We start from the raw sequence: 16,603 nt of genomic DNA, 5'->3' as shown, positions 1-16,603 counted from the left end.
TCATCGGTCCGTCTCCGGATCTGTTGTCGCCGTTCCCGGACCGCTTTCCGCGTCCCCCGGATAGGGCGCGGGGATCGACGGTGCAAGCGCGATGCCGGCCGCGACGAGATGGAGGCGGCCGATGGCGTCGAGGCGGAAATGATGCGCGCAGCCGTCCGCGAGCCGCATTGGCGCCTTCGCCCGCATGTCCCAGCCCGTGGCGATGGCGAAGAGCGCCCGCAGCACGCCCTTGTGCGTCACCACCACCGTCGGAGAGGTCAGCGCGGCGAGCCCCGCCAGCGCCCGCAGGCCGACCTCGCGCGGGCTCTCGCCGCCGCCGGGGCGGAAGTCGAGCCCTTTCGCCTCCTCCGCCGCAAAGGCCGCGCCGCCCTCCGCCCGGATGTCCGCGAGCCGTCGCCCCTCGAGCGAGCCCCAGTCCATCTCGATCAAGGCGTCGAGCGGGGAGGGAGCGAGCCCCATCGCCGCGGCGGTGGCGACGGCGCGGGCGAGCGGGCTGGTCCGGCAAGCCCAGCCGCGCGCAAAGGCCGGCACCCGCCACCGGCGCGCGAGTGCCAGGCCCTCGGCCGAGAGCGGCACGTCGGTGCGCCCCTGGATCCGCTTCTCGGCGTTCCAGGCGGTCGGCGCATGGCGCAGGATCAGGAACTCGGTCATGCCGAGGGGGTCCAAGGCGTTTCCGCTTGCCCGGCGACGAGGCCGGCAAGGTCCTCGCGCAGGAAGCGGCTGGCGGCGTCGGTGTCGTTCAGCGCCTTGGCCCGGAGCGCGGCGGCCTCGCCCATGCGCCGGGCAGCGGCGGGATCGGCGAGCAGCCGCGCCAGTGCCGCCCGGGTCGCCACCGCATCGCCGGCGGGGACGATCAGGCCACTCACGCCGTCGTCGAGGAGGGTGTCGATGCCGCCCGACCGCCCGGCGACGACGGCGAGCCCCGACGCGGCGGCCTCGAGGAAGACGAGCCCGACCGCCTCCTTCACCGCCGGCCAGACGAAGAGGTCGGCCCCGGCATAGGCGTCCCGCAGCGCCTGGCCTTGCCGGAGGCCGGCGAAATGCACGGGAAGGCCCGCCATCGACTGCCGCACCGAGGCCTCCGCTGGGCCGGCGCCGACGACGACGAGGTTCCACGGGCTGGCGACGAGCCCCGCCAGCGCCTCGGCGAGCACGCGGTAGGAGGCAAGCTTCTGGTCCTCGCGCATCATCGCGACCGTCAGCAGCAGAGGCACCGCCGGATCGAGGCCGAACTCGGCGGCGAGCGCCGCCCGCGCCGCCTGCCGGGCCGCGGCGTCGCGCCGGAACGGGGCGGTGTCGATGAACAGGGGCAGCGGCGCCAGCACGCCGGGATCGCGCACCAGCGGCAGGAGGCAAGCGGCGTCGGCTGGGTTCAGGCAGTAGATCCGGTCGGCCACGGCGATCGCACTTCCGGCGGCACGGTAGCCGGTGTCCCAGCGTCCTCCCGCCTGTTTCGGCGCATGCGAGGCCTCGGCGACTACGTAGGGAATGCCGAGCGCCGCCGCCACGATGGGCCCGAGATGGTCCGGCGCCTTGTGGTAGAGGTGGTAGGTGAACCAGAGGTCCGGCCGCGTCGCCGGGTCGGCGCGGTAGCGGGTGATCAGCCGCTTCGCCAGCGCTGCGCCGAGCCGCTGCAGCCGCGCTTGGCGTACGGCGTCGCCGCGGTCGTAGCTGCGGAACGCCGAGGCGAGATCGACCGTCGCGCCGCCGCGCCGCAGCGCCTCGACCAGCAGCCGCGCCACCCGGAGATCGCCCGACGGCACCGCCCCGGTCGGCGGCTTCATCGGCGCGTAGAACGCGATCCTCATCGCCGGGGCCCGGTCGGCTCCCGCCGGAGGGTCGCCATGATTCGCCGGTAGATCGCGGCGATCCCTTCCGAATAGCCGAAATGCCCGGTTACCCGCGCCCGGCCGGCCTCGCCGAGCCGGCGCCGCAAAGCGGGGTCCCGGGCGGCACGGGCGACTGCGTCGGCGAAGGCGGCGGGCGCATCGGGCTCGACCAGCAGCCCGGTCTCGCCGTCGACGATCAGTTCGGGCACCGCCGAGACTTTCGTCGAGACGCAGAGGAGGCCCTGGCTTTGAGCTTCCATCAGGACGTTCGGCAAGCCGTCGCGGTCGCCGTCGTCGGAGACGCGGCAGTTGAGAACGAAGAGGTCGCTGTCGCGGTAGAGGCCGAGAATCTCCGCCTGCGCCAGCGTCCCCAGCCAGCGGATGCGGTCGGCGAGGCCGAGACGCTCGGCCAGCGCGCGCAGCTCGTCCTTCATCGGGCCACCGCCGACGATCGAGAGCGTAAAGGCGAGCCCCGGCGGCAGCAGCGCCAGCGCCTCGAACAGGCCGCGATAGCCCTTCTTGTCGACCAGCCGGCCGACGGTGAGGAGCCGGACTGGCCGTGCCGGATCGCTGCCGTCGCGTGGGGCTTCGTCCAGTGCCTCTGCCGGCGTCCCGCCCGGTGGAAAGCGGGCGAAGTCGAGCCCGTGATAGACCAGCTCGACCCGCGAAGGGTCGGGCGCCAGCGCCTGCAGGTGATCGGCGTTCGCCTGCGTGCAGGTAACCAGCCAGGCGCAGTCGGCGAGTTTTTCGCGCTTCTCCCAGTCGTTGAGCGTCCAGATGTCCTTGGCATGCGCCGAGACCGCGAAGGGCAAGCCGCGCATCTCGGCCGCATAGCGGGCGACCGAGCCCGGCGTGTGGAGGAAATGGACGTAGATCAGCCCGGTATCGTCAGGGAGTTCGGCCGCCATCACCAGCGCCTGGCCGAAACGCCGGCCGCGGTTGGGCGTCGGGTCGCGGCGGAAATCGGCAATGAATTTCCGGAACGCCGCGCCATAGCCCGGCAGTTTTCGGGCGATGCGCCATCCCCTCAGGACGCGCAGCGGCTCCTGATAGAGATATTCCGGCAGATAGCGCGGCACCTCGTCGATCTCGCGGTGCACGGGGTGCTCGCGGTCGTCGGTCGGAAAGCGCAGCGAGACGAGGCTGAGCGGCAGGCCTAAGCGCTTCAGGCCGAGGATTTCCTGCGCGATGAAGGTCTCGGACAGCCGCGGATAGCCCTTGAGGACGATCGCGACCCGCGGTCGGCTGGTCTGCATCCGGTCAGCCGTGGCTGTCGATCAGGGCCGGACGCGCCGTCCGCTGCTCGGCGATCGAGGCCGAGAACAGCACCTCGATCTGCTCCAGCCCGGCGAGCAGGCAGGGAATCTGCGCCGCGGAAGGCCGGGGCTGCGCGGGCAAGGCGTGCAGCGCCGCCGCCATCCGCGCGGCGGCATTGTCGCCGTTCGCCAGCAGCAGGCGCGCGAGGCCGAGTTCCTGCGCACGGCTCGCGCGGATGTACTGCTCGAGCCGCGGATGCGTGCGCGGCACGATCAGCGCCGGCTTGTCGAAGGAGAGGATCTCGCAGAACGTGTTGTAGCCGCCCATGGTCACAAGCCCTGCGGCGCCGTCGACCATGGCTTCCATGTTGGTGTGGAAGTTGATCGCCTGGATCCGGTCGAGTTTCGCGATCCGGTCGCGGAAGCCGGTGCGCTCGTCGCTCGACAGGAAGGGTCCAAAGACGATCTTCGCCCGGTGCGGCAGGCTCGGATCGGCCTCATAGGCCGAGATCAGCCAGTCGATCATGACGTCGCCGTCATTGCCGCCGCCGGCGGTGACGAGGATGTAGGGCTCTTCTTCCGGCGTCTCGTCCGAGAAGGCGCCGATGGCGCGCCGGAGATAGCCGGTATAGCGCATCCGCTCCATGGTCTTGTCGGCAAGGCCGACGCCGTCGAGCGGCTCGTAGACCACTTTCGGCCCGTAGACCCAGATCTCGTCGTAGAGCGTGTCGACCGCCTCGGTCGCGCCCTTGCGCTCCCATTCCTCGCGCAGCCGCGCCGGGTCATCCATCACCTCGCGGATGCCGAGGATGTTCTTGGTGCCGTTGGCCTTGAGGTAGGTCAGGCTGTCGCGCACCTCGCCCTTCAGGCCGAGCGGCTCCTTGTCGACGAGGAAGATGTCCGGCTTGTAGCGCTTGGCGGTCTCGAGGATGATAACGGAGCGGATCTCCATCAGGTCCTCGGTCGAGATGCCGAGGGCGGTCGGGGCGTAGTTGTTGTTGTCGAGCTTGACGATGCCGGGCACGCGGATGAAGTCGACGCGCGGGTGCAGGTCGAACGAGCCGACCACCGGCGAGCCCGAGATGATCAGCACCGACAGATCCTCGTGCAAGGACGAGAGATGGTTGGCGATCGTCTGGCAGCGCCGGAGATGACCGAGACCATAGGAATCGTGACTGTAGATGAGAAGCCGCTTACCGGTCATCCGAGGTCATCCAGTTGGCGGAGCGCGCACAAGTGCGGGCGGCGGTTTCACTGCGGCAACCTATCCCGCCATTGGCCGGAATTTGCAAGCGAGCCCCCAGGGAACTTCGTGCCGGGGCCTGGAGCACGCTTGGCTGCCGAAGAGCCACCGGCCACCGGGATGGGGGAAACCTGCCGTGTCCGGGTGTCACGCGCCTGACATGCGAAGGGCCTAGCTGAAGTCCGACCTCACCAAGAACGGGACACCCGCCATGCGCACGCTTCTGGCCTTGCTTGCCGCCTCCACCGCTTTGGTCGGCGCTGCCGACGCCACGACCGTCTACCCGCTCGACCGTGCGACGGTGATGGCCGGCGCGCCCTTCGACATGAAGGTCGAGTTCGACAAGGCGGTGAAGGCCGAAGACGTCACCGTGACGATCAACGGCGAGCCAGCCGCCAGCGTCCTTGGCAAGGACGTGTCGTTCACCGAGAAGGAAGCGGGCGTCGAAGCCTCCGCCGTCCTGATCCGCGGCGCGTCGATCGCCAAGGCCGGTGACTACACCGTGATCGCCAAGGCCGGCGACGAGACCAAGACCGTGATCTGGACCGTCTACGCCACGCCGGCCACGGCCAAGGCGAAGAACGTCATCTTCCTCCTCGGCGACGGCCTGTCCGTCGCGCACCGCACCGCCGCCCGGATCATGTCCAAGGGCATGACCGAGGGCAAGGCGAACGGCCGCCTGAACATGGACGACCTCGACCGGATGGCCTTCATCGGCACGTCGGCGACCGATGCCGTCGACACCGACAGCGCCAACACGATGTCGGCCTACATGACCGGTCACAAGACCGCCGTGAACGCCATCGGCGTCTATGCTGACCGCACCAAGGACAGCTTCGACGACCCGAAGGTCGAGACCCTGGCCGAGGCGCTGCGCCGCACCACCAAGAAGTCGATCGGCATCGTCTCGCCGGCCGAGATCGAGGATGCGACGCCGGCCGCCGTCGTCGCCCACACCCGCAAGCGCGCCGACAAGGCCGAAATCGTCGGCATGCTGCTCGACGTCAAGCCCGAGGTCGTCCTCGGCGGCGGCTCGGCCTATTTCCTCGCCAAGGAGACCCCGGGCTCCAAGCGCAAAGACGACAAGGACTACATCAAGCTGTTCCAGGATGCCGGCTACACCCTCGCCACCGACAAGGCCGGCCTCGCCACCGCGACCTCAACCAATACCGGCCACATCCTCGGCCTGTTCCACACCGGCAACATGGACTCCACCCTCGACCGCGAGTTCCTGAAGAAGGGCACCGTCGGCAAGTTCCCCGACCAGCCAGGCCTCGTCGACATGACCAAGGCCGCGCTCGGCGAACTCTCGAAGAATCCCGAGGGCTTCTTCCTGATGGTGGAAGGCGCCAACATCGACAAGATGTCGCATCCGCTGGATTGGGACCGCGCCGTGTTCGACACGATCGAGCTCGACCAGGCTGTCGGCGTCGCCCGCGCGTTCCAGAAGACCCATCCCGACACGCTGATCGTCGTCACCGGCGACCACACCCACGGCGTCTCGATCATCGGCACCGTCGACGACGACAAGCCGGGCACCGACATGCGCGAGAAGGTCGGCACCTACGCCGCCGCCGGCTTCCCGAACTACACCGACGAGAACGGCGACGGCTATCCCGACAAGGCCGACGTCTCCCGTCGCCTCTTCCTCGCCGCCAATAACGGCCCTGACCACTACGAGACCTTCCGTCCGAAGCTCGATGGCCCGTTCGTGCCGGCCATCCAGAACGAGAAGAAGGAATACGTCGCCAACGAGGCCTACAAGGACGTGCCGGGCGCCGTGCTCGTCACCGGCAACATCCCGCGCGAGGGCGACAGCGGCGTCCATGCCGTCGACGACGTCGTGCTGCAGTCGGCTGGCCCCGGCTCGGAAGACTTCAAGGGCTACATGGAGGAGAGCGACGTCTACCGCGTCCTCGTCGACGCCCTGGCCCTCGCCCCGGCGAAGCCGTAATCTCCAACGCCAGGCGCAAGGCCTGCGGTACCATCGCGGGGCCCCGGTTCGCCGGCGGCCCCGCCTTCGATAGAGGAGCCGGTCATGTCCATCTCCCGCCGCCGTCTGCTCGGCGCATCGGCCTTGCTGGCGCTCGTGCCGTTGGTCCCCGCTGACGCCAGCGAGGCGAGCCTCGACTTCGAGGAACTCTACGGCAAGGTCAGCCCGCTCGGCCTCTCCTTCTCCGACAAGGTGAAGAGCCTTGCCGGCAAGCCCGTCACCATGCGCGGCTTCATGGCGCCGCCGCTGAAGGCCGAGGCGAAGTTCTTCGTCCTGACCCAAATCCCGATGTCGATCTGCCCGTTCTGCTCGACCGATGCCGACTGGCCCGACAACATCGTCGTCGTCTACCTCGAGAGCGCCCAGACCTTCGAGCAGGCCAACGCCCTGATCGCGGTTTCCGGAAAGCTTGAAGTCGGCTCCTGGACCGATCCCGAGACCGGCTTCGTCAGCCTCCTGCGCATCACCGACGCCGACTTCGCCGGGGTTTGATGCTGGCGCTGGCTCTCCGTGATCTCGACGTTCGCTTCCCCGGCCTCGACCGCCCGGCGCTGGCCATCCCCGCCCTCGCCATCCCCGCCGGCGAGCATGTCGCCATCGGCGGCCCGTCCGGCTCCGGCAAGACTACGCTGATCAACATCCTGACGGGCCTCGATCGCGCCGGAACGGGCCGCGTCGGCTGGGGCGACACCGACATCGCGATTTTGAGCGAAACCGGCCGCGACCGCTGGCGGGCGCGGAATGTCGGGCTCATCATGCAGGAGTTCCACCTCTTCCCCGGATTGTCGGCGCTCGACAACGTCCTCTTGCCGCAGCGCCTGTCGCGTCTGCGCCTGCCTCTCGGCCTCATGGCGGAGGCCGGCCGCCTGCTCGCCCGCGTCGGCATAGAGCGCCCTGGCCAGTCCGTCGAAACGCTGTCGCGCGGGCAGATGCAGCGCGTCGCCGTCGCCCGGGCGCTGGTGGGGCGCCCCGGGCTCATCGTCGCCGACGAGCCGACCGCCAGCCTCGACGCAGAGGCCGGCGCCTTGGTCGCCGACCTCCTCCAGGAGCTCGCCGCCGAGATCGGCGCGACCTTGCTGGTGGCGACGCACGACCGGCGCCTTATCGAGCGGCTATCGCGCCATCTCCGGCTGGAAAACGGCCGGCTCCTTCCCAGCGAGGCCTGAGCCCATGTTGCGCTTCGTCCTCGCCGATCTCCGGCGGCACTGGATCGGCGTCCTCGCGATCGCCCTCATCATCGCGCTGGCGACCGCGCTCGGCGTCGCCGTCACGCTGCAGGAGCGCGCGCTGCGGCTCGGCAGCGCCCGCGCGGCGGCGGCCTTCGACCTCGTCGTCGGCGCGGCCGGCAGCGAAACGCAGCTGATCCTCTCCTCGGTCTTCCTGCAGCCGGCGGCCTTGCCGCTGATGCCCGGCGCCGTGTTGGCGAGCCTTGTCGCCGACCCGCGCGTCGCCTGGGCGGCGCCCGTCGGCTTCGGCGACTTCGCCGGCAATGCGCCGATCGTCGGCACGACGCAGCCGCTGGTCGACGGCCTCGGCGGAACCAAAGAGGGGCGTTCCTTCCAACAGCTTGGTGAGGCGATCGCCGGCGCCGATGCGCCGTTCGCCGTCGGCGCCAGCTTCACCCCGCTGCACGGCCGCCTCACCGAGGGCGGCCACGCCCACGGCAAGGTCAGCTACGCCGTCGTCGGCCGGATGAAGCCGACGGGCACGCCGTGGGACAAGGCCGTGCTGGTCCCGATCGAAGCCGTCTGGGCCGTGCACGGCCATGGCGAGGCGCACGCCGCCCCGGGACATGCGGAGTCCGGCCTTGTCTCTGCCGGCCCCGTCTCGACGGGCCCTGTCTCGGCGGAGCCAGTTCTGGCCGAGCATGACCACGCGGACGGCGATGAGCCGCCTGCCGCGCCCGATCTCTCCCGCCCGATAGACCCCGCGGCGCTGTCGAGGCGAGACGCGCCGGGCCTTCCCGCGATCCTCGTCAAGCCGAAGACCATCGCCGACGCCTACAAGCTGCGCACCGACTACCGCGGCGATGCGACGCTGGCGGTCTTCCCCGCCGAGGTGCTGACGCGTCTCTACGGCACGCTCGGCGACGCCCGCTTCATCCTCTCGGCGGTGGCGGCCGGGGCGCAAGGCTTGGTTGCCGCGGCGATCCTCCTCGTCGTCACCATCCATGTCCTGCAGCGGCGCCGCCAGATCGGCGCCCTTCGCGCCTTCGGGGCGCCAAGGGGCGTCGTCTTCGCCATCGTCTGGCTGGAAAGTTTCCTGATCGTCACCCTCGGCGTCCTCGCCGGCTTCGGTCTCGGCATCCTGGGCGTCCGCTTGGCCTCGACCATGCTTGCCCGCACCACCGGCTTCCCGCTCCCGATCGAGCTCCGTCCCGCCGACCTCACCGCCATCGCCGTGCTGCTCGCCGTCACCGCCGCGGCCTCGCTGGCCCCGGCCTGGCTCGCCTACCGGCAGTCTCCCGCGCAAGCGCTAAGGGGTTAGGCGTCGTCCGCCCGAAAGGGCGCACGAACAATGCTCTCCTTCATTGAATTCAGATGATCCGCGTTTCAGTGCGGAAACCCCTCGCGCTATCTGCCGGAACTTGCAGGCTAGCCATGCCGAACTTGCAGGCTAGCGACGTGAGGCGGGGGAGGGACATCCCCTCTCCATTCCAGTGCCGTCCCGAAGGTCTTCGGTCGGTTCGAAAGCGCACTGAGAGGTGTGCTGTCGATGCGAATATGATGGCCGGAACCACCAGTAAGGGCCAGCCCTGCACTTTTCAGTTGCGCCATCAAGGCATTGACCCGTCTGGGTTTTCACCCGACTGCCGAGGGCGTGTCTCGATCCTTGGCAGCCTGTCTTGCCCGCCAAGGCACCCCATCAAGCCCCAGGTGCCTGTCCTTCCGGCCCGGAACAACGCCGGAAAGGGCGAGTTCACGGACTCCTTAATGGAGACCGGCATGCTCATGCAATCCGACGCGACGACGATCCCCCGGACAGAGGAGAAGCTGAGGGCGTTCATCCTCGACCAGGCCTTTCCCTGCGTCGGTGCGAAGTCTGCGGTGCAGAAGGGGACGATGACCGTCTACGTCGCGCGCAGCATCGACAGCGCCTGGAACGACGTGGAGATCCAGGACCGCCTGATGCGTTTTGCCTGGGAATACGCCAGGCAGCCGACGCTGTTCACAAGCTTTGCCGTCGTGTTCGAGGGGCCGTCCGACCTCACCGAGGAGGCGTTCGAGACGCGTCTGTGGGAACGCGTCCAGTCGCTTGCCGACAAGGATGCCTGGCGCGGACAGGCGCATGATGAGCGCGTGAGCCACGACCCGGACGATCCGCATTTCTCGCTGAGTTTTGGCGGCGAGGCGTTCTTCGTCGTCGGGCTGCATCCGAAAGCCAGCCGCCCGGCGCGCCGCTTCGAGCATCCGACGATGGTGTTCAACCTGCACGACCAGTTCGAGATGCTGCGCCAGCAGAACCGCTACGAGAAGCTGCGCAGCGTCATCCTCGACCGCGACGTCAAGCTCGCTGGCGACATCAACCCCATGCTCGCCCGCCACGGCTCGATCTCGGAAGCACGCCAGTACAGCGGCCGCGCGGTGCCCGAGGGCTGGACCTGCCCGTTCAGCCGGACCGACGCTGCCCGCACGGCCGAAGCCCCCGCCGAACGGGAGGACGCGCTGTGAGTTCTGCCGAGACGCGCATCCCGCCGCGCAGCGGCACCGCCTTCGAGCTGAAGGCCGGACAGGAGCTGACGGTGATCGATCCGCTGGGCGGTCAGGTCGCGGATCTCCTCACCATCGCCAAGGCCGACATCCGCGAAATGCTGTCGTCCGGGCGGACGCTCGACTATGCCGAGCGGATCTACCTCACCACCGGCAACAAGCTCTATTCCAACCGCTCCAACGTCATGCTCGAGATCATCGCCGACACGGTCGGCCGCCACGATTTCCTGCTGACGCCCTGCAGCGAGGCGACGTTCCGGCTCTGCTACGACAACGAGCCGCCGCACCGCGGCTGCCAGGGGAACCTTGCCGCCGCGCTCGCGCCTTACGGCATCACGGACGATGCCATCCCCGTCGCCTTCAACTGCTTCATGAACGTCCCCGTCGACGGCGCCACCGGCACCTTCAAGGTGCTTCCGCCCCTCAGCAAGCCCGGCGACCACATCACCTTCCGCGCCGAGATGGACCTCATCGTCGGCCTCACCGCCTGCTCCGCCCCCGCCAGCAACGGCGGGACTTTCAAGCCGATCGAATACCGCATCGCCTGACCAATACTGCCGGCGACAACGAGCCGATCTCCCCACCCGTGGGGGAGATGGCCGGCAGGCCAGAGGGGGCGAGCTGCCGCCAAGTTGTCAGCCAAGTCGCGATCGCGGCGCCCCGACTCTCTCGCCCGTCGCTCCCTAGAACTCGATGCCCCGCTGCGCCTTCACCCCCGCCCTGAACGGATGCTTGATCGCCTCCATCTCGGTCACCAGATCCGCGAACTCGATCAACTCCTCCTTGGCGTTGCGGCCGGTGATGACGACATGCTTCATCGCCGGCTTCTCCCTCAGCACCGCCAGGATGTCGGCGACGTCGAGATAGTCGTAGCGCAGCACGATGTTGAGCTCGTCGAGCAGCACCAGCTGATGCTCCTCGTCCATGATCAGCGTCTTCGCCCGCTCCCAGGCGGCTTTCGCGGCCTCGATGTCGCGCTGGCGGTCCTGGGTTTCCCAGGTGAAGCCGTCGCCCATCGCGGTGATGGTGACGAGATCGGGAAAATGGTCGAGAATCTTGCGCTCGCCGGTCTCCCACTTGCCCTTCACGAACTGCACGACGCCGACCTTCATGCCGTTGCCCATGGCGCGGAAGACGAGGCCGAAGGCGGCGGTTGACTTGCCCTTGCCCTTGCCGGTGTGGACGATCACCAAGCCCTTCTCCACCGTCTTGGTGGCGATGATCTTGTCGCGGGCCGCCTTCTTCTTCTTCATCTTGTCGGCGTGGCGGGCGTCGAGCTCGGCCTCGGTCATGTTCAGGAGCGCTTCGGACTTCTCGGCCATGTCATGCTTTCTCGGTGTGGAATCGGTCGAGGTCGAATGTCGCCGAATTCGAGCGGGGAGACCACAGGCCGCGCTCGATCGCCTCGGCAAGCTTGGCGGTCATTTCGCGGAAGGCCGGGGCGTTGTTGTCCTGCAGGAAGGCTCGCACCGCGTCGTCGAGCACGTAGGCGGAATAGACCGCTTCGAAATGATGCTGGCGCACCGCCCCGGTGGTCGCCGCGAAGGCGAAGAGATAGTCGACCGTCGCCGCCATCTCGAAGGCGCCCTTGTAGCCGTGCCTCATGACGCCGGCGATCCATTTCGGATTGACCACGCGCGCCCGGACAACCCGGCCGATCTCCTCCTCGAGGGTGCGGATCACCGGGCGCTCGGGGCGGGAATGGTCGTTGTGGTAGACCCTCGGCCGGTGGCCGGAGACAGCTTCCACCGCCGCCGTCATGCCGCCCTCGAACTGGTAGTAGTCGTCGGAGTCTAGGAGATCGTGCTCGCGGTTGTCCTGGTTCTGCACGACGGCCTCGACGCCCGCCAACCGCGTCTCGAAACTGTCGCGCCGCGCCTCGCCCTCGGCATCGGACCCGTAGGCATAGGCGCCCCAGACGAGGAAGGCTTCGGCGAGATCGCCTTTGTCCGTCCAGCCCTTCTCGTCCATCAGCGCCTGCAGACCCGCGCCATAGGCGCCGGGTTTGGACCCGAAGATGCGGAAGCCCGCGCGCCGTTCCGCCTCGTCCGGCGCGATGCCGTCCGCCACGAGAGCCGCCGCCTCCGTCCGCATCCGCTCGGCGATCGGGTTGTCCGCGGCGTCCTCGTCCAGCGCGCCGACGGCCCGGATCGCCCGGTCGAACAGCGCGATCTGGTCGGGAAAGGCATCGCGGAAGAAGCCGGAAATGCGCAAGGTCACGTCGACCCGCGGCCGGCCGAGGCGGGCGAGCGGGGTGATCTCATAGCCGGTCACCCGGCCGACGTCCCACAGCGGTTTCACGCCAATCAGCGCCATCGCTTGCGCGATGTCGTCGCCGCCAGTGCGCATGTTGGCGGTGCCCCAGGCGGTGAGCCCGATCGAGGTCGGCCATTCGCCTTGGTCCTGCAGGTGCCGGAGCACCAGGAGCTCGGCGGACTTGCGGCCGAGCGTCCAGGCCGCCGGCGTCGGCACACTGCGGGTGTCGACGGAAAAGAAGTTGCGCCCCGTCGGCAGCACGTCCGGCCGCCCGCGCGTCGGCGCGCCGGAGGGACCAGGCGCGACGAAGCGGCCTTCGAGGCCGGCGAGCAGCCCGGCGAGTTCGGCCGGGCCGGAGGCAACCACCGAGGGCTGCAGTCGCTCGCGGATCTCGGCGAGCACCGGGGCTGTGGACGACCAGTGGATATCCTCGTCCACCTCGCCTGCGACAAGCCTGGCCGCCAGGAGTTCCAGCCGCTCGACGGTGTCGCCGGCGGTGCGCCAGGGATCGGTGGACAGGCTGTGGAGAAGCTGTGGACGCGGTCCGGTCCAGGGGGCGGCCATGTCGCAGTCGAGGGGGTCGAAAGGCGGTGCCGAGAGGTCGCGCTCGGGGAGGCGGTCGGCCAGCGTTAGTGCCGTGGCACCCCCCTCTGTCCTGCCGGACATCTCCCCCTCAAGGGGGGAGATCGGATGATCGCCGACCTCAACACGCTCGATCTCCCCCCTTGAGGGGGAGATGCCGGCAGGCAGAGGGGGGTGAGCCCCGCCGACGTTCCCCGCATAAGCTCCGCCAACCTTCTGACCTGCGGCGCCGTCCACCCTGCCGCCAAGCCCCAGATCCACCGCCAGTGCCCGGTGCAGCGACGCGTCCCGCGCCCCCATCCCCCGCGGCACCCGCGCCAGCGCCACCACCAGATCCGTCAGCAGCCGCCCGTCCGGCGCGACGCCGAAGACGTGCAGCCCGTCGCGGATCTGCATCTCCTTGAGGTCGCAGAGATGGGCATCGAGTTTCTCCAGCGCCGTTTCCGTCGCCTCGTCCACTGAAATCCCGGCATCCTCATCGAGCCCCGTCGCCCGCATCAGGTCGAGGATCTCGCCGGTCAGCAGCGCCACCCGGCGCGGGTCGCTGCCGGCGGCCTGGTAGACCTCGTCGACCAGCGCTTCCAGATCGCGCAAAGGGCCGTAGCTCTCGGCCCGTGTCAGCGGCGGCGTCAGGTGGTCGATGATAACAGCGGAGGTCCGTCGCTTGGCCTGCGTGCCCTCGCCGGGATCGTTGACGATGAAGGGATAGAGATGCGGCACCGGCCCCATCACCGCCTCGGGGAAGCAGGCTTCTGACAGCGCCAGCGCCTTGCCGGGCAGCCATTCGAGATTGCCGTGCTTGCCCATGTGAATGAGCGCGTGCAATTCGAAAGCGTGCCGGAGGAAAAAGTAGAGCGCGAAATAATTGTGCGGCGGCACGAGGTCGGGCGAGTGGTAGCTCTCCTTCGGGTCGATGTTGTAGCCGCGCGCCGGCTGGACGCCGATCATCACCGTGCCGAAGCGGGCGAGCGGCAGCGCAAAGCCAAAAGCGGGGTCGACGAAGGGATCGCTCTCCGGCGCCCCCCAGCGCGCCGTGACGGCGTCGCGGGCAGCCTCTGGCAAGCTGTTGAAATGCCGATGATATTCAGCGAGCGACATGGTCTCCCGCGTTTCGCGTGAAACAATGCCGGCATTCGTCGGCCCGGCCATCAAGTGTTCAATCAGCGCATTGCCGTCCGCGGGAATGTCCTCGACGCCGTAGCCAGCATCGCGCATCGCCCGGAGCACCTCGATGGTCCCCGCCGGCGTGTCGAGCCCGACGCCATTGCCGAGCCGCCCGTCGCGGTTGGGGTAGTTGGCGAGGAGGATCGCCACCCGCCGCGTTTCAACGGGCATCCGCCGCAGCCGTGCCCAGGCGGCGGCGAGCTCGGCGACGTAGCGGACCCGGTCCGGCACCGCCCGGTGCGCGACGATCTCGATCTCGCAGCGCGCATCCCATTCGCCCGCCGCCTTAAAGGCGATGGCGCGCGACAGCACCCGCCCGTCCACCTCCGGCAGCGCGACGTGCATGGCCAGGTCTCGGCCGGACAGGCCTTGCGCGGATGCCTCCCAGGCCTCGACGCGGCCGCCCGACAGCACCGCCTGCAGCACCACGGCGCCGCCTTCCTCCAGCACCGTCGGCACGCGTGGCCCGGTCGGCGAGGAGACGGCAAAACCGGTGAGGTTGATGACGACGTCGGGCGGCCGGCGGGCGAAGAGGGCGCGGACGGTCTCGACCGAGACCGGGTCCTTCAGGCTGGTGACGTAGACGGGGAGCGGATCGAGCCCCGCCTCCCGCATTGCCGCGCACAGAGCCTCGACCGGCTCGGTCTGGCCGCTCTGGACGAGGGCGCGGTAGAACACGATGGCGGCGAGGGGTGGCGGTGCCACGTTTCCCTTCTTCGGCAGTGCGTTGGCGGGCAGATGCAGGGATGCAATGTGCTGCATGCCCAGGTTTGCGGCTGGCACACCCCCCTCTGCCCTGCCGGGCATCTCCCCCTCAAGGGGGGGAATCGGATGATCGCCGACCGTAGCGCGCTTGATCTCCCCCCTTGAGGGGGAGATGCCGGCAGGCAGAGGGGGGGGAGCCCCGCCGACCCTCGGTGCGCCCGCGGGCGATGCCAACGCCAACACCCCCGCCTTCAGCAGCGGCTGCGCCTCGGCCGGCCAGTCGCCACGCCCCAGCACCGCCCCGCAGCCCAAGAGAAACTTCTGCGCATTCTCCGCCCCGCCCTCGATCAGGCAGAGCCAGAGCCGCGCCCGCGCTTCCGGCGGCACGGTAGAGAACCGCTCGAGGCTCGGATCGGGCTTGTCGTCGCCCGGCAGCGCGCACAGCATCACCCCCCGCGTCTCAGCCAACTCCAGCAGCGCCTCCAGCCCATAGGGCCAGTAGGCCGCGCCGCCGAGCAACCTGACCACCACGAGCTTGGCGTGCCGCAGCGTGCGCTGGACATAGGCGTCGACCGACATCGGGTGCGCGAGCCGCAGGAGGTTGGCGAGCCGAAGCCCCGGCGCGGCATCGCCGAGAGATCCGGCGGCGCCCGCAAGGCTCGCGAGCTCCGTGTCGGCCGACGACAGCACGACGACGTCGGCGGGCGACTGGCCGAGATCGACCGCCTCGCCGGCTTCCGCCACGCTGCCGCGCTGGGCGAGGAGGAGATGCATCAGGCCGCCGCCGTCTCCCGCAAGCCGGTGAGAGCAGCGAGTTCGCCCGCAATCGCGGCCTCGGCCGCCGCGTCCAGCCGGTCGTGCAGGCCGATCACCACCAGCCGCGTCGCGCGCGCTTCGTCCGGCCGCCACGGCCGGTCGTAATAGGTCTCGACGCGCCGCCCGACCGCCTGCACCACTAGCCGCATCGGCTTGCCCGGCACGTCGGCGAAACCCTTGATCCGCAGGATGTCGTGCGCCGCGATGACGGCGGTGAGGCCCGCGGCGAAAGCCGCGGGATCGGCAACGGGCCCGGCCTCGGCGACGAAGCTGTCGAAGTCGTCGTGGTCGTGCATCGCGCCGCCCTCGTGCTCGATCTCGTGGTGCGAGCGGCGCTGGGCGATCTGGTCTTCGGTGGCGGCGCTGAGGCCGAGCAGCACGTCGGCCGGCAGGACGCCGTTCTCGGCCGTCACCGCCTTCACCGCCCGCTCGCCGCAGACCGCGGCGACCTCGGCCCGCACTTCCTCGAGCGTTGCGGCATCGACGAGGTCGGCCTTGTTGAGGACGATGAGATCGGCGGCGCGGATCTGGTCCTCGAACAGCTCTTCCAGCGGGTTGTCGTGGTCGAGGCTCTCGTCGGCGGCGCGCTGCGCCTTGATCGCGTCCTCGTCGTCGGCAAAACGGCCGGCGGCGACGGCGGCGGCGTCGATCACCGTGACGACGCCGTCGACGGTGACCCGCGCCTTCACCTCCGGCCAGTTGAAGGCGGCGACCAGCGGCTGCGGCAGCGCGAGGCCGGAGGTCTCGATGACGATGTGGTCGAGCCGGTCGGCGCGCTCGAGAAGCTTGGTCATGGTCGGGATGAAGTCGTCGGCGACGGTGCAGCAGATGCAGCCATTGGTCAGTTCGACGACGTCCTCGGCCCGGCAGGTCTCGATGCCGCAGCCCTTCAGGATGTCGCCGTCGACGCCGAGGTCGCCGAACTCGTTGATGATGAGCGCGATGCGCCGGCCGCCGGCATTCTGCAGGAGGTTGCGGATCAGCGTGGTCTTGCCGGCGCCGAGGAAGCCGGTGATCACGGTGGCGGGGATCTTGGTGGTCCTGGACAT

13 protein-coding genes are annotated in these 16,603 nt (G+C 69.4%); 6 read left to right on the top strand and 7 right to left on the bottom strand.

Annotated features, from left to right (window positions below):
• The 4 genes from ACZLZQ_RS03480 to ACZLZQ_RS03465 are packed head-to-tail and all read right to left on the bottom strand — an operon-like array spanning position 1 to position 4,289.
• On the bottom strand, positions 1–651 hold the full coding sequence (locus tag ACZLZQ_RS03480) for a histidine phosphatase family protein (protein WP_472948178.1): 651 nt from the start codon (positions 649–651) through the stop codon (positions 1–3).
• Positions 648–1,808 (bottom strand): glycosyltransferase family 4 protein, encoded by a 1,161-nt coding sequence (locus tag ACZLZQ_RS03475; RefSeq protein ID WP_472948177.1) that lies wholly within the window; start codon positions 1,806–1,808, stop codon positions 648–650. Before ACZLZQ_RS03475 ends, ACZLZQ_RS03480 begins: the two co-directional genes overlap by 4 nt.
• On the bottom strand, positions 1,805–3,085 hold the full coding sequence (locus tag ACZLZQ_RS03470) for a glycosyltransferase (protein WP_472948176.1): 1,281 nt from the start codon (positions 3,083–3,085) through the stop codon (positions 1,805–1,807). Before ACZLZQ_RS03470 ends, ACZLZQ_RS03475 begins: the two co-directional genes overlap by 4 nt.
• Positions 3,086–3,089: 4 nt before the next feature.
• A complete protein-coding gene (locus ACZLZQ_RS03465; RefSeq protein ID WP_472948175.1) occupies positions 3,090–4,289 on the bottom strand; it encodes a glycosyltransferase family protein in 1,200 nt (399 codons plus the stop codon).
• Positions 4,290–4,539: 250 nt separating this feature from the next.
• Here ACZLZQ_RS03465 and ACZLZQ_RS03460 point away from each other — a divergent pair, with 250 nt between their 5' ends.
• The 6 genes from ACZLZQ_RS03460 to ACZLZQ_RS03435 all read left to right on the top strand — a co-directional run bounded on the left by ACZLZQ_RS03460 (position 4,540) and on the right by ACZLZQ_RS03435 (position 10,579).
• Positions 4,540–6,282: an alkaline phosphatase gene (locus tag ACZLZQ_RS03460; RefSeq protein ID WP_472948174.1), complete on the top strand. Its 1,743-nt coding sequence runs from the start codon at positions 4,540–4,542 to the stop codon at positions 6,280–6,282.
• Between the two features lie 84 nt (positions 6,283–6,366).
• Positions 6,367–6,813: a hypothetical protein gene (locus ACZLZQ_RS03455; protein ID WP_472948173.1), complete on the top strand. Its 447-nt coding sequence runs from the start codon at positions 6,367–6,369 to the stop codon at positions 6,811–6,813.
• Entirely contained in the window at positions 6,813–7,487 is a 675-nt protein-coding gene (locus ACZLZQ_RS03450; RefSeq protein WP_472948172.1) for an ABC transporter ATP-binding protein, read from the top strand. The genes ACZLZQ_RS03455 and ACZLZQ_RS03450 overlap by 1 nt, the downstream gene beginning before the upstream one ends.
• A 4-nt stretch (positions 7,488–7,491) precedes the next feature.
• Positions 7,492–8,808, top strand: coding sequence for an ABC transporter permease (locus tag ACZLZQ_RS03445; RefSeq protein WP_472948171.1), 1,317 nt, complete (start codon positions 7,492–7,494; stop codon positions 8,806–8,808).
• 458 nt (positions 8,809–9,266) lie between these two features.
• Entirely contained in the window at positions 9,267–9,992 is a 726-nt protein-coding gene (gene gntA, locus ACZLZQ_RS03440) for a guanitoxin biosynthesis heme-dependent pre-guanitoxin N-hydroxylase GntA (RefSeq protein ID WP_472948170.1), read from the top strand.
• Complete coding sequence (locus ACZLZQ_RS03435; protein ID WP_472948169.1) at positions 9,989–10,579, top strand: DUF1989 domain-containing protein; 591 nt, start codon at positions 9,989–9,991, stop codon at positions 10,577–10,579. Before gntA ends, ACZLZQ_RS03435 begins: the two co-directional genes overlap by 4 nt.
• A gap of 135 nt (positions 10,580–10,714) precedes the next feature.
• Here the strand turns inward: ACZLZQ_RS03435 and cobO are convergent, their stop codons facing one another.
• The 3 genes from cobO to cobW are packed head-to-tail and all read right to left on the bottom strand — an operon-like array spanning position 10,715 to position 16,603.
• Complete coding sequence (cobO, locus tag ACZLZQ_RS03430) at positions 10,715–11,353, bottom strand: cob(I)yrinic acid a,c-diamide adenosyltransferase (RefSeq protein WP_472948167.1); 639 nt, start codon at positions 11,351–11,353, stop codon at positions 10,715–10,717.
• A 1-nt stretch (position 11,354) separates the two neighbouring features.
• Positions 11,355–15,512 carry a cobaltochelatase subunit CobN gene (cobN, locus tag ACZLZQ_RS03425; RefSeq protein ID WP_472948166.1) on the bottom strand — a complete coding sequence of 1,386 codons (4,158 nt, stop codon included), beginning with the start codon at positions 15,510–15,512 and terminating at the stop codon, positions 11,355–11,357.
• Positions 15,512–16,603: a cobalamin biosynthesis protein CobW gene (gene cobW / locus ACZLZQ_RS03420; protein ID WP_472948165.1), complete on the bottom strand. Its 1,092-nt coding sequence runs from the start codon at positions 16,601–16,603 to the stop codon at positions 15,512–15,514. The genes cobN and cobW overlap by 1 nt, the downstream gene beginning before the upstream one ends.

The organism is Mesocryomonas lacus (assembly GCF_055730105.2).
This window is presented reverse-complemented; position numbering and strand designations above follow the sequence as displayed.